This window comes from Desulfotomaculum defluvii (genome assembly GCF_054657375.1).
The window spans coordinates 337,669-350,732 of record NZ_BAAHYV010000007.1 but is presented as its reverse complement, the minus strand read 5'-3'; the positions used below and the strand labels follow the sequence as shown (position 1 = coordinate 350,732).

Here is a 13,064-nt window from a genome sequence, read left to right as displayed (position 1 = left end):
TCCTTCCAAAAATTAAAAAGAGTGGGCTTTTTAAAATGGACCCTATGGAATGAACACTTGAAAAAAAGTGTTTTACCCATAGGGTTCTTTTTTTGTACAATCATAGCAACAGGAGGAAGGATAAAGTGAGCAAAATTATATTTTCATCCGATGACATCAAAAAACTGGAGATAAACCCCTATGTTGCTAAGGTTTCTGAACGTTCCATCACATACACCAATGATTTTAAGCGTTTGTTCATTGACCAATACTTGAAGGGTAAGTTGCCTCGAGCTATATTTACGGATGCTGGATTCGATATTGATATTATTGGAGTAAAACGATATGAGCAGGCTGCTTACAGATGGATTAGGTCCTATAATGAAGATGGAATCTTAGGACTAAGAGATACTCGTACAGAAAATTCCGGTCGTCCACGGATTAATGAACTTTCACAAGAAGAAATTATTACCCGCCAGGAGGCAAAGATAAAGTTACTCGAGGAGCAAATAGAACTGCTAAAAAAGTTAGACAAAATCGAAAGGAGGATGGTAAACACAGGAAAAAGTCTCGCAACAAGTGATATATTTCAGTTAATTAACGACACCATTTCAAAATATAAAATGAAGGGTATGGTATCGTATTTCTGTGATATGTTGGGGGTTTCACGGTCTGGGTATTACAATTACTTGTCGTCTGAAGAAACTCGACAGTTACAGGAAGAAAAAGACCTCCATGCAAGGGATATGATTCTTAACGCCTATTACAAGCATGGATACAAGAAAGGCTCACGTTCAATAAAAATGGTATTAGAACAGGAATTCGAATTGGTGTTTAATAGAAAACGGATACAAAGAATCATGCGTAAATATGATATTAAATGTCCAATCAGGAAGGCTAATCCTTACCGACGGATGGCAAAAGCCACAAAAGAACATAGGGTAGTTCCCAATCTTTTAAATAGACAATTCAAACAGCGTATTCCTGGAAAGGTACTTCTAACTGATATTACATATCTTCCATTTGGTGTATCTAAAATGGCCTATTTATCAACAATTAAAGATGCTTCTACAAATGAAATTCTTTCTTATCATGTATCTGAGCGCATCACCTTAGATATTGCCACAAAAACCATTGAAAACTTGATAAATCATAACAGTGAACTACTGCATTCTGAAGCATTTGTTCATTCCGATCAAGGATGCCATTATACCAGTCCAACGTTCCAGAGGCTTCTCAAGAAATATGGTTTAGGCCAATCTATGTCTAGGCGTGGCAACTGTTGGGACAACGCTCCACAAGAATCCTTCTTTGGTCACATGAAGGATGAAATTGATTATCGAACCTGTAATACGTTTCAAGAAGTAGAAAAACTAATTGACCACTATATCAATTACTATAACAACCATAGATATCAATGGGGATTAAAAAAGCTGGCCCCTGTACAATACAGGAACCAGCTTTTAGCAGCCTAATTCTCTTTTTTAAACTGTCCTTGACATAGGGTCCACTTTATTTACACCCACTAAAGAATCTATAAAAACTCCTATATTTTCTATTAAAAAGTCTTTATAACAAGCCATTTATCTTTCAATTTAAAAACATATAAATTGGTTACGAAGGAATATATACCTTACCTATTGAATTACCAATAAAAATAAGTTGAGGGGTAACTTGATGGAAATATTAATCAAAAGAAGACTCATTATTTATTTTATTCTACTGCTAATCTATATTTTAGGGCTTCTTAATTTCTTTTTTCCGGTATTAAGATTTCAGTACCAGATTGCTAACCAAATATTTGTATTATTTTTACTTTTTATCCCTTGGATTTTAGTTGTAAAAGGCTTCCCTTTAAAATCCTTGCTACTAAAAATAATAAACGTGATTATTTTGATAATACCATGCTTAATAGCCATTCCATTTGCTTTTATCATTTTTATAGGTATCGTTACTTTTAGTTACCAATATGCTTTTATGCCTATTCATCATTTAAATCTCAAATCTTCTTTTATAACGGCTTATCAGACAAATGGTGGAGCCACAACAGCTTGTGGTATTGTTGTTCGTCAAGAAAAGAAGATATTCCCTGGTATTTTACTAGTTAAACAACTTTACAAGGAATATCCTAGGGAAGATATTTTAATTAAAAGGGTAAGTGATAATGTTATTGAATTTGGTGAAAAAAGATTTGTATTAAAACGAAATGTTTATATACCCTAATAGTATGCATTTTAGAACAAACTCTTTAATTGTACCGAAAACTCTTTAAATACAGTCTCATCATCCGAAAGCGTTGATCTGAGAACTACGTACCTATTTAAATATGTACTACTACTAACGGCTTTAATTGTTACACTATTTCCTGTACTTGCAGTAATGGTGGCATAGGCAGGGGAAGTAGTCCCATCTTGATTCCTTACGCTCCATACTACAGATTTATCAAAGACTTCAGTACCATTATCATATATATGGGCAACATAGGATTGGCTCATTCCAAGCCTTATTGTGGTACTTCCGGTTATCAAAACAGTATAACTGTGAGTAAGGGTTTCTATAGTGGTTATCGTAATTGAATCTGAAACCGTATCATGATATGTAAGCTTGGCGGTTATAATTGCTTGTCCAGGGGCTATCCCCATAACTTTGCCTGTATTATCAATACTTACAATATTTGAATCGCTGCTGGTAAAAGTAACCACTGGGTTCTCTACCGCAGTTCCATTATCAGTTACTGATAAATTTAATTGTATAATATCATTTAAAAGGACATTGGCTGTGTCCCCGTTATTGATGGTCAATGTATAGGTATGGCTTATTTCATATTTCCAGCGGTCTACAATATTGTTTTCAACATCATCGGCAGTACTTATAGAATCCAACTCACAATTTAGCTTAATAAGACCAGGTTGTGATTTATCTATTCCATTTACTTTGAATGGTTGATTAGTCACATAAAATCGCTGCCCCAGAAAAATATCCTTAGTTTCAGCATTGTTCTGAACAAAAATATTAATATTACCTGTTGGTAAAGATATATAATTGCCGGATGAAATATCAAATGTATTACTTTCTTCAATACAATCAAACCATTTGATGTTTCCTGACCAATTGAAGGCTATTCTATAACTGCATTTTCTAATCCTGGCTCTGTATGATTTTTCTTTCTTGTCAATCTGGCTGATGATTATGTAATATGAATTGTTATATTCAACAATATCTCCAGTTTGGATTTGGTATTTGCACCGGATAATTTTGTCATCGTAATATGTTAATTTGTCCTGAGCATCTATTATTAAAGCACGTTGCTCAATTCCATTTATTGTTATATCTTCTCCCTTTTCAAAAAGGAAAAAGTCAATCATTCCATCTATGCCCTTCATGGCTACACCTGCCTAACTAATTCATACAGGTAAACTTCCAAATAATCATCCCATTCTTTAATTTCCATAACCTTAAACTTTTTATTTTCTATTTCCAGATAGCTTTCTTGGGTTACTGATGCATCCCTATCACAAAACATTCTCTTGGTAATATCAATCTGGAAACCATCCTCAAAGGTAATGCTTTTTGAGTAGGGTTGGACATCTGCATTGATAACATTTAAATAGGAAGAAAAAATATTATCCGAATAGATTTTGACTTCTGTATCATTAAACATTACTGGCACCCTACCTTAATTTTAGGAAGGGGTAAGGCCAGTTTTATTGATTCCGGTATTCCTTGGCCAAGTTTTACACTTCTTTCTCCTTCGGTTTTACTGGCAATGCCCTCAACATCTCTGTTTTTATATAGATATACGGTAAAATCAGCCAATACATCATTATATGATTCAGGAAGTTCCGCAATATTACAGTAACCAAGAGCTATGTCCCTCGCTTTCTTAATAAAGTGGGTTAGAATATTGTCTTTTGATATGCCACTGGCATCTATACCAAGTAGCATTTTTACAATTTCTAAGATGGTCAAAAATATCACCTACTTATATTCAGTTTCTGGTTTAGCTTCATTTTCCTTATCCCATGCTATTAATGCTTTGATTAACCCTTCCTTTTTCATACCGATACCATTAAAGCCCCTTTCCTTAGCCAGATCAGTAAGCTCCTTATAACCCATAGAATCATAAATAACTGGTTCCCTTTTTTCTTCATCAACGGTATAGCCATGTTCTGCAAACCATAAAACGAGGTAGGGATCATCAGTGACCCCTACCCCGTTAACAAAGTTTACACTGGCCGATATACCATTGTATTGCTTATTATTGCAGTATACCTTAGCCATATTTTCCCTCCGTTAAGTTACTTTGATATTCCTAAATACTCCAGCACTTTTAGTTGCTTTAAGTGCCACAGCAGCAACCATTTCAACTTCACCGTTCTTAACTGCTCCAGCAGTAGTAAAATCAGGAAGCCATATTTTAACTAAATCTTGATTGGCAAGGGATACCGCATGAAAACCATCTAAAGACAGTCTTGCTGCGTAGAGGTCAGTAAGCCCTGTGACTATATCTGTGCCATTTGGCTTTCTGGTATTTACAACAGAAATTACAGGATCGTTACTTCCTACCTTAGCTCCAAGGTCAACAAGAACAATACCATCATAATTATCTACCTTTCTACCAAAAGCATCTTCACTTTGAGTTAAATATCCTGCCCTTCTAGCAACTGCTTTTATTTTAGTAATCAATTTGGAGTTCCCACCCAGGAAGGTTGGCTTTCCATCAAGGTTAGAAAGAAACTCATCCAATAAATCTAGGAACTCTTTATAATTTGTATCTACCGCTGCCGAAGTTGACAAATCAATCAATGCATTAGTATTAAACTCTGTGCTTGATCCAGTGATTGCTTTATTTAATCCATCAAAGGAATTAGCATCCACAGCAGAATCTCCGTTAATAATTGTGTCATGGAATAATGCCCTGGCTGCTTTTACTTTTTGCTGTACTTGAAGATTCACTTCGTCAATTAATCCACCTGTACTGGCAATTACCCTATCAATCTGAAAGGAACCACCAAAGGGTTTTAATTCTACAGTGTATCTGTCCTTGGTTACTTCTTGAGCAGTATATTCACTATTTATTGCTCTGAATGCCGCTGTTGGTTGAGTAATAAGCCGGGTATATCCATATGTAAGAGTGGCACCGTTAGTTCCAGGAGTTACCGCATCATCAAAAATAATATTGTCCAATATGTATGAACTCTTTCTGAATTCATCAATCACCCCTGCTTGAATTGCATCCTGTGTATTTAATTTGGCTTGTTCTAATGTTACTGACATAATATCATTCTCCTCTCAAATTTATTTATTTTGGTTTGCGTAGTAATCTTTTAAAGCATCATTTAAATCTTTAGGTTGTGTATTGCCATTATTGTTGGGTGGAGTATAGCCATCCACCTTAAGCCTTTCTTCTACCGCAGCCTGTACAGAAGAACCGAATACTCCTTCAAATTTGCTGATATTAGACAAGGTTGTTTCTTCATCTGCTGTAATAAATAAATCAACCAGCTTATTAATAGGAAGTTTCTTTTCAGAAGCTATGGTCAAAGCCTTATTTTTCAGTATTTCACGTTGTTTTTCTAGCTCCATCTTTTCAATTTTGGCGTTTAGTTCTCTAAGCTGTTTTTTTTCCTCGGTTTCTTCGGGATATAGCTCCTTGATCTTCTTATCAATTTCTTTTTGTAAATGGTTGTCTTGCCATGTTCTTAAGCCCTTATCTAAGTGCTTATCCTTTTCACTATCCAGCCACCGTTTGCCATCCTCGTTTTCTGTTAAATACTTCTGCACCCCTTCAACACTTATCAAGCCCTGAAGATATGCCTGTAATTCACCATTTCCTTTGTTTTCCTCGATATACTTTTTCACTTCTTCTAATGTCATAATAGACTTCTCCTTTCATTTGCCCCTCTGACTCACTGAACCAGAAACGCTATAAATTAAATTTGAGCAGTTTAATGTCTTACTCAGGACAGGATTATCTTCGTTCATACTTTGGGCAGATTACTTTAATACATCTGAAAGATTGCTTGCATTGATGCTTACATCTGGCACATTTTGGATGATATTGAATTTCTCCGGCATCGGTTAGCCAAAAACCCATATTCTGTTTTATAGAATCATTAATTCTTGCCACACAAATTCCACCTCCAATCCCCTATAAAAACGGGCAAATTAATTGCATAAAAAAATGCCCCTTAGCCCTTAATTTCCAAGGGGTAAGAGACATTTCTACAATTTTGCGAATTTGCCGTATAAGCTACTCAAATTTGTTGGGTGGTATAATGTGACCTAACCAAATTTTAGACCACTATTTCACCCAGATTTTTTGAGTTATTTATTTCTGAATTATCGCTGATTCCAGCCTTAAATTTCTGTACCTCTAATTTGGGATTTTCTACAAATGGCAGCAAGGCCAGTAAGGTTTCCTGAGAACAAACTTCCTTCAATTTAACAATCACATCTGCCAAGCCAACTAAATCAGTTGGCAAATTTCTAGTAAACTTAACTGCAATATCTCGGTAATCATAGGTCTTTCCTTCTTTTTTGGACAAAAAAATAAAGAGGTTCTTTAGCCTCTGTTTGATTACCTTTTCCATTATTGCTTCTTTCATTGATACTCTATTTTCCAAGTCCAAAAGTTTATTTCTTAATGCCAATGATGAGGTATTGGATGCCCAATTTTCATTGAAATTCACTTCATCCATAAGGTCATATATTTTTCTTTCAATATTATCTAACTCATTCTTTACAAAGGAATCATTAATTTCCTTGGTGAGCCAATACACCTTGGCCTGATTAGGGACTTGGATAATACCCATACTCTTCATGTTGGCTAAATCCTCTGGTTCAAGTTTGGCATTTTCTATGACAAGATAGGCATTCCGGTGATCAGCAATTTCATTTACTAAGTCTGAGTTTAAGGCATTATAGGCATCAAACAGAGATATTACATCCTGAAAGCCACTTTTCCTTTCTGTATTGGCAAGGCAAGTAATTACCGGCACCCTGCCAAATATGTGATTATGCTTGCCAATGAAATTGAGTTTAGTTTTGCCAGTGCCTAATTCATAATGAAGGATTTCTGTATCAGAATAAACATCAAGGTACTTTTTATCATCAAACTTTTTAGTAAACTGGTGTAAGGCCAGTACCACATTCCTTTCGACTGTTCCATCTTCCAGAACAAATGCATCCAGATGGGTTAGTATAGTTGCCGAAAATTCTCCGTCATTATTGATATAGTTTAATTCATAGGCTTCTCCATAGATTTCTGATTGCTTCCGCAAATTGATATTATGTTCTTTGTCCCAATGGCTAGTAATGTCAATCAAAAAGTTGACCACCGTGACAACCAAAAAATTGACCACCCTCGAGGCGGTTTATTGATTTAAATCTGGGTCTAGTTTTTCCTTGCTCTCTTTAAATCGGTAAGACTCACCCACAAACGGAAGTACATGGGCATGGTGCGTTAACCGATCTAGGAGAGCGATTGTTAGTGCATTATCCCCAAACACCTCCTCCCAACGTGAAAAATCTAAGTTTGTAGTTATGACCAGGCTTCCCTGTTCATAACGCTCAGAGCAGAATTGGAAGAGAAGGGGGCTACCGGTACCAAGGTTTATGTAGCCAAGCTCATCTAAAATAACAAGGTCATATTTATTCCAGATCTTAAGGTACCTCGGGAGGCGATACTCACTCTCTGCCTTTAAAAGTTCTTGAATAAGGTCATAAACCTTTATGAATCTTACCCTGTATCCCAGCTGAATAGCTGTAATCCCAATGGCTGTGGCAATGTGCGACTTACCAGTGCCAGATTGGCCTATGCAAATGACATTTTCTCGTTCTTTGATGAATTTGCATTCTGCCAAGGAGATAACCTTTGTCTTAGGAAGTTTAGGAATACTGGTGAAATCAAAGCTTTCCAGAGTTTTAATTTCACTAAATTTAGCTTGTTTCAGTCTTGTAGATAATCTTTTTTGAACCCGTATTTCAACTTCCTTAGCTAGACAAGCAGCTAAAAATGAAGTGGGTGTCTGGTTTTGTTCCATGGCATCCCGGGCCAGTTCTCGGAAAGAAGCTTTTAACCCTGGAAGCTTAAGTTGCTTGCAGTAGATATCCACCATGGCCTCCCGTGGATCTAAATGCTCACTCATGTTGTGGCACCCCCTATGAGGTAATTAAACTTAGAGGGGCTGTCAACGGGAATGTCCAGGTTGGGAAGTGTATTGGTGGCGACCCCTTTGACTGTATGTTTTATTCTTAATCCTTTAGATATCAACAACTGTCGTATGTGCTCAAGCCCTATGTAGCCTGATTTTAGACTATCTTCTACGGCAGTTAATACATCTTTGAAATTATACTCCATGTTTAGGAGAAGAATTTTAGCATATTCCCGATATCCTTCCGGAGAACGTTTACACAACATAACCCTTAGTTTTTGGTAAACTTCAGGAAGCTTTCTAACTACCAGGGCATTCTTGGCAGCCCTTGGCTTCCGTGCAATTACAGGTAGATAGTGTTCCAGTTCCATGACTTTTTCGCCACGTTTATAGGAACGGTTATGAATAGCTACTAATTTGTTACTGTCATAGACTTCTAGCTTATCCACAAATGCTTCTACCCGGAGTCTTTTGTGTCCACAATCCATGGGAACTGAGTAATAATTGCGTTCAAACTGGAACAGAAGTAAACTGTTAGCCTTAACTACGTTGGTTTTACAACATCTAAAAGGACTTGCTGGCAAAGGTCTTAATTCCAGGCGTTCCAATTCCCAATTTTTAGCGTTAGTTTGGCGTTGTTTTTCACACCAGCTTATTAATTTCTGATTTAGTTCTTCAAGGGAATTAACCCGTGGTAAGGGAACCATGGCATTACGCCTTACATATTTAACAAGGTTCTCTACGGTACCCTTCTGGTTAGCCCTACTAGGGGTGCAAAACTCACTGTCAAATAGGTAATGGGCTCTTAGGCTAGATAACATGGTGTGTTCAACCCTATATGGCCCTTTTAAAATCTTAGTAACTGCTGTCTTTGGGTTATCATACACAATGGTCTCGGGTACTCCACCTAGCCACTCAAAGGCAAGTCTATGACCTTCTAGAAATGCTTCTAATTTTTCAGTAGGAGAGGCCCAAACAAATGGAACTAAACTAGCTTTAAGTCTTAGACAGAAAAGGCAAACCTCGGTTAAGCGATCATTGATGTAGACCTTTGCTCTGCCCCAGTCTACCTGGGCTTGCTCACCCCAATCAGCTGTAAGTGGAACGAACACCTCTTTAGTTGTATTTCTTTCTAACTGGATGAAACGTCTTACCGATGATTCGCTGCCAGTAAAGTCAAACTCTTCGCAGAGTCGGTTAAAAATACGTCTGGCAGTATGCCGTTGTTTAGGAGGCTGGGTTTTATCGAATTCTAGCCATTCCCTAATGATATTTTTGTATGGGTCCATAACTGGACAAGGCTTGTTTTGGGATAGGTTGTATTTTGGTATGTCTGAGCTTTGAAGAGCTTTACGGACGGTCTGCCGTGCAACGTTAAGGTTACGGCTGATTTTACGTATTGACCAACCTTCAATAAAGTGCTTTTTTCTGATATACTCTATATCGACCATCTTGAGCATGTCCTTTCCTCCTGTATGTTGTTGTCTCGTCAACTTCAATCATACAGGATAGGGCTCTCGGGGTGGTCAATTTTTTTATTATCACTGGCCACCAAGGTGGTCAACTATTATGTTAGCACTACTAAATGGCTCATGTTCCTATCAATTTTATCTATGATTTCAGTATCATCTGTCTTGGAAACATAGTTCACTGGTTTGCCGAGCAAATAACCCGTTTCATTGTCCACGAATTTCCTTGGATAGTTAAATACTAACTTCATATTGCTTCTGCTATCCTGCATTTGATAGTTCTTGAGAATTGAATGCTTGCCTTCGTAGTAGTCTTTATATTGTTGCTTTGTTAGGGAGTTTTTGTTTAGTTCGTTAAGACATTCCTGTATGAGATTTTCGGTAATTTCCAAGTTACCACTTCCTTTCTAAAAATGGGCATAAAAATAACCCATACCTTAATAGGTACAGGCTATAAAAATATCACTAATGTAATTACTTAAATAACTCCAAACTTTCAATTACATTTGATCTAAATAGGGAGAAAGTTTTACCGTCTTTACCATATTGCCTGAAATGCCTACACCCTATAACTTTCCCTTTGCTTCCATCATTATATATGACTTCACCCAGTAATTTATTTTTTTCAATGTCAACTATGCTTAATTGTTTATTGATAACTGGAAGATTTGATTTTAGCTCAAGTTTAGATAACCTGTTAAAATATTTCACTGTTTTTTTACCATAAAGAATTATTAGCTTTGGTTGCATTCTATTAAGCAGAAACAGAAAATTTTTCATTCCTTTAGTCTTGATTTCCTTAGGTATTGGTCTTAGTTCATCAACAGACTTCGTTGGGTACGTAATAATATCTGTTTCAACAACTGAAAAACCGGTATTTTCGTTAATCCAATCAACAAAAGAATTAATACCCACTCTTGTCTTTGAGAATTCAGGTTTATTGTTATTAATGCGTTTTTGTTTATAGTAGTTTATAAAATTCTCATAACTCATTACTAACCTTACATAATCATCTAAGGTCATCTCATTTGAGCTGATCGGAGTAGCTGGATTTATCCCTACTAAAAATATGTTAGCTTTTTCAATACTGCCCTTACAAATAAACGGCCTATGGTATGCATAACCTGTAGACGATATACACATCTCCTTAAACTCATCATAACTAATCATTTATTTATCTCCCGTCATCCATATACTACAAGTATCCGTTATATAATCAAACTTAATTTATTTGTAGAAATCTGAGTTTTAAAATATTTCTTCAATCTTTCCGTTTGCATTTACAAACAAGGCAGTTACCCCAGTTTTTTCTTTTGCTAACCTGGGCAACTTACTCCACAAATTTCTATATTGTTTCATGTTTGGAAGAGCTATACTATATTTTGCTTTAGTATCATTCATCCTTTGTAGTATTTCACCTAATATCGCAAGAAAATAGTTTACTCGCATTGCATCCCTAGAACCGCATCCTTTAACTTCAATAATCCAACGATCCTTATCTTTATAAGCATCTATGTCAATTCCATGAATTTTGCCCATTGCTAGTTGGGTCTTCCAACCCTTAGATTCTAAGTGATCTTTAAGAATATCTTTAATATTATCCTCTTGTAATTCCCCGGTGGCATCCACTTCATTTTGATAATCTTTATTTGTTGAAATACTTCCATAGCCTAATGAATGATTATCGTCTGTGTAAATCGCCTTTGAATAATCTTTAGAAAACCATTCAAATAATTCACCAAATGTTACCCCTTGATTGGTTTCCTCTACAACAAAAACCTGGGTATCTAGCCTTAATAGATTTTCTGGATATTCTCTATAATTATTAAATTCACCAATCTTTGTTAATTTTCTTTGGCTTTCTACCGCTCTCAGATAATTATAACTACTATTTGAATGATCTCCGTTGCACCATTGATTAACTCTTGCTGACTGAACTGTTCCAGTACATAATTTCTGTGCAATTCTCTGAATATCTGATTGTCTTAAAAGAACCTCATTTAACTGGTTTTTCAAAACTATTTCATTGTAAGTTAATATAAGTGCAGCTAACCAAACAGCACCAAAAACATTATCCGTTATTTTTTCTTTTATAATTATACTCATCTATATCATTCGCCTTTCATAAATGATATCAAAACAATAAACTCCTATCATAAAACTTCAAACTCTTAACCCCTTCAACCAACTGAACAGCCCCATATAAACTGTCTGGGGCATCATCAAACTTAGCTGACTTGTTATAATCCTTTACCTGATTATTATACCTAATATTGGAAGAATTGAATAGGATATGTCCTTTCTTAATCTCAGGCTCCAGAGATATAATTCTTTCATGTTTCTGGCCTTTGCTTATTACCTCGTCAACAGGGGTATAAATTTTATTTGCCCAGAGCGACTCTTCAAATTTTTGCTTCATGTAACTTTGGGCTTGAGTAGTTTCAAAGCCAATTTTGCCAATGGGATATTGCTGTAATTTTTCAATGGCAACTTGGAATAAATCATCTGGTAGCAATTTATAAATACTGCCATCAATAACATATTTTTGCTTTGTCTTTGTGTGCTTAGCTAAAACTGTCAAAGCTGAATAGTCATTTCGCTTTCCTGCTTTTATTGCCGGATCAATATAGAGAACAATTTCCATATCCTCAAAGTCAGGAAGCCTGTCCCAATATTGAATATCCTGAAAAATATAATCATCAGTGCTACGTGGATCATTTTGCATTTCCTTGTAGAAGGATTTGTCTCCCATTGCTTGCTTCTTGCACATTAAATAATAGTAATCCAGATACTCTGACCAAAGTATTTCTGTGCCTTCCAGCATTTCTTCCTCATGGGCATAAAAAAAGGACTTGGCAGTTTCTATCCTATCCAAGTCCTGGAGATTATTATATTTTGATTCCCATTCACTCCAAAGGTCATCTCTTTCGGCAAAACTGATTACTGCTGATTTTTTAATACTTCTTACTCCAGGAATTTTTCCCTTCAGTAATTCAGCCATTATATCCTCTTCGTGCAAAACGGTGCCACAGATTAATATATTTGTATCCCTGGTTCCTATAGGAATTACAACATCTGTAAATGTATTCTTAACTTGCTCACGTTTGGCATCAGATTTAGCAGTATCATCTTTGAGTAGGTCATCTAATAAAACAAGTTGTGGCCTATGCTGCTTGAAGTGGATTCCTCTAAGGGAACCGTCTATTCCGCGAATCATTATGCAAGCATCTAGTCCACCCCTGCCCCTTATCCAAATTTCATTGTTATTCCAGCGGTTTCCTTTGTAGATACCGAAGTCTTCTATTAACAATGGATTGTTTTCTAATTCATCTTTAATCATATCCAAGAATGGTAATGCAATCTGCTCCGTTGCCGATATAATCAGGGTAAACTGGGATTTATTATAAAGTGTTGAATACAGCGGAAATAAAAAAGAGTTGATTGTGCTTTTGCCATGTAA

Annotated in this window: 16 protein-coding genes; 2 read left to right on the top strand and 14 right to left on the bottom strand. The window is 36.0% G+C overall.

The window, feature by feature from the left end; all coding sequences use genetic code 11:
• Window positions 1–125: 125 nt before the first annotated feature.
• Window positions 126–1,454 (top strand): IS3 family transposase, encoded by a 1,329-nt coding sequence (locus ACYQ03_RS08775; protein ID WP_459909281.1) that lies wholly within the window; start codon window positions 126–128, stop codon window positions 1,452–1,454.
• A 202-nt stretch (window positions 1,455–1,656) separates the two neighbouring features.
• A complete protein-coding gene (locus tag ACYQ03_RS08770) occupies window positions 1,657–2,202 on the top strand; it encodes a hypothetical protein (RefSeq protein ID WP_459909280.1) in 546 nt (181 codons plus the stop codon).
• 11 nt (window positions 2,203–2,213) lie between these two features.
• On the opposite strand, the gene ACYQ03_RS08765 is transcribed toward ACYQ03_RS08770, so the two are convergent.
• The 14 genes from ACYQ03_RS08765 to terL all read right to left on the bottom strand — a co-directional run bounded on the left by ACYQ03_RS08765 (window position 2,214) and on the right by terL (window position 12,944).
• On the bottom strand, window positions 2,214–3,362 hold the full coding sequence (locus ACYQ03_RS08765; protein ID WP_459909278.1) for an Ig-like domain-containing protein: 1,149 nt from the start codon (window positions 3,360–3,362) through the stop codon (window positions 2,214–2,216).
• A 2-nt stretch (window positions 3,363–3,364) separates the two neighbouring features.
• The gene (locus tag ACYQ03_RS08760) at window positions 3,365–3,640 is read right to left on the bottom strand and encodes a hypothetical protein (RefSeq protein WP_459909277.1); all 276 of its coding nucleotides are present in this window, start codon (window positions 3,638–3,640) and stop codon (window positions 3,365–3,367) included.
• Window positions 3,640–3,948 (bottom strand): phage head-tail connector protein, encoded by a 309-nt coding sequence (locus ACYQ03_RS08755; protein ID WP_459909276.1) that lies wholly within the window; start codon window positions 3,946–3,948, stop codon window positions 3,640–3,642. The genes ACYQ03_RS08760 and ACYQ03_RS08755 overlap by 1 nt, the downstream gene beginning before the upstream one ends.
• 9 nt (window positions 3,949–3,957) lie before the next feature.
• Window positions 3,958–4,260 (bottom strand): hypothetical protein, encoded by a 303-nt coding sequence (locus ACYQ03_RS08750; protein WP_459909275.1) that lies wholly within the window; start codon window positions 4,258–4,260, stop codon window positions 3,958–3,960.
• Window positions 4,261–4,272: 12 nt separating this feature from the next.
• Window positions 4,273–5,256 carry a major capsid protein gene (locus ACYQ03_RS08745; protein ID WP_459909273.1) on the bottom strand — a complete coding sequence of 328 codons (984 nt, stop codon included), beginning with the start codon at window positions 5,254–5,256 and terminating at the stop codon, window positions 4,273–4,275.
• Window positions 5,257–5,277: 21 nt separating this feature from the next.
• Window positions 5,278–5,856 (bottom strand): DUF4355 domain-containing protein, encoded by a 579-nt coding sequence (locus ACYQ03_RS08740; protein ID WP_459909271.1) that lies wholly within the window; start codon window positions 5,854–5,856, stop codon window positions 5,278–5,280.
• 94 nt (window positions 5,857–5,950) lie between these two features.
• Entirely contained in the window at window positions 5,951–6,109 is a 159-nt protein-coding gene (locus tag ACYQ03_RS08735) for a hypothetical protein (RefSeq protein WP_459909269.1), read from the bottom strand.
• Between the two features lie 166 nt (window positions 6,110–6,275).
• On the bottom strand, window positions 6,276–7,307 hold the full coding sequence (locus tag ACYQ03_RS08730) for a phage portal protein (RefSeq protein ID WP_459909267.1): 1,032 nt from the start codon (window positions 7,305–7,307) through the stop codon (window positions 6,276–6,278).
• Window positions 7,308–7,355: 48 nt separating this feature from the next.
• Window positions 7,356–8,129, bottom strand: a complete 774-nt coding sequence (istB, locus tag ACYQ03_RS08725) for an IS21-like element helper ATPase IstB (protein ID WP_459909266.1) — start codon at window positions 8,127–8,129, stop codon at window positions 7,356–7,358.
• Window positions 8,126–9,595, bottom strand: coding sequence for an IS21 family transposase (gene istA, locus ACYQ03_RS08720; protein ID WP_459909265.1), 1,470 nt, complete (start codon window positions 9,593–9,595; stop codon window positions 8,126–8,128). The genes istB and istA overlap by 4 nt, the downstream gene beginning before the upstream one ends.
• A 107-nt stretch (window positions 9,596–9,702) precedes the next feature.
• A complete protein-coding gene (locus ACYQ03_RS08715) occupies window positions 9,703–9,996 on the bottom strand; it encodes a phage portal protein (RefSeq protein ID WP_459909263.1) in 294 nt (97 codons plus the stop codon).
• A gap of 82 nt (window positions 9,997–10,078) precedes the next feature.
• Window positions 10,079–10,774, bottom strand: coding sequence for a hypothetical protein (locus tag ACYQ03_RS08710; protein ID WP_459909262.1), 696 nt, complete (start codon window positions 10,772–10,774; stop codon window positions 10,079–10,081).
• A gap of 78 nt (window positions 10,775–10,852) precedes the next feature.
• Complete coding sequence (locus ACYQ03_RS08705) at window positions 10,853–11,710, bottom strand: hypothetical protein (RefSeq protein ID WP_459909260.1); 858 nt, start codon at window positions 11,708–11,710, stop codon at window positions 10,853–10,855.
• Window positions 11,711–11,738: 28 nt separating this feature from the next.
• Window positions 11,739–12,944: a phage terminase large subunit gene (gene terL / locus ACYQ03_RS08700; RefSeq protein WP_459910781.1), complete on the bottom strand. Its 1,206-nt coding sequence runs from the start codon at window positions 12,942–12,944 to the stop codon at window positions 11,739–11,741.
• Between the last annotated feature and the right edge of the window lie 120 nt (window positions 12,945–13,064).

Bases quoted from the DNA above. Each gene is read 5' to 3' on its own strand.
- ACYQ03_RS08770 (WP_459909280.1), top strand. From the start codon at position 1,657: ATGGAAATATTAATCAAAAGAAGACTCATTATTTATTTTATTCTACTG.
- ACYQ03_RS08765 (WP_459909278.1), bottom strand. From the start codon at position 3,362: ATGAAGGGCATAGATGGAATGATTGACTTTTTCCTTTTTGAAAAGGGA.
- ACYQ03_RS08760 (WP_459909277.1), bottom strand. From the start codon at position 3,640: ATGTTTAATGATACAGAAGTCAAAATCTATTCGGATAATATTTTTTCT.
- ACYQ03_RS08750 (WP_459909275.1), bottom strand. From the start codon at position 4,260: ATGGCTAAGGTATACTGCAATAATAAGCAATACAATGGTATATCGGCC.
- ACYQ03_RS08745 (WP_459909273.1), bottom strand. From the start codon at position 5,256: ATGTCAGTAACATTAGAACAAGCCAAATTAAATACACAGGATGCAATT.
- ACYQ03_RS08740 (WP_459909271.1), bottom strand. From the start codon at position 5,856: ATGACATTAGAAGAAGTGAAAAAGTATATCGAGGAAAACAAAGGAAAT.
- istB (WP_459909266.1), bottom strand. From the start codon at position 8,129: ATGAGTGAGCATTTAGATCCACGGGAGGCCATGGTGGATATCTACTGC.
- istA (WP_459909265.1), bottom strand. From the start codon at position 9,595: ATGCTCAAGATGGTCGATATAGAGTATATCAGAAAAAAGCACTTTATT.
- ACYQ03_RS08710 (WP_459909262.1), bottom strand. From the start codon at position 10,774: ATGATTAGTTATGATGAGTTTAAGGAGATGTGTATATCGTCTACAGGT.
- ACYQ03_RS08705 (WP_459909260.1), bottom strand. From the start codon at position 11,710: ATGAGTATAATTATAAAAGAAAAAATAACGGATAATGTTTTTGGTGCT.
- terL (WP_459910781.1), bottom strand. From the start codon at position 12,944: ATGATTAAAGATGAATTAGAAAACAATCCATTGTTAATAGAAGACTTC.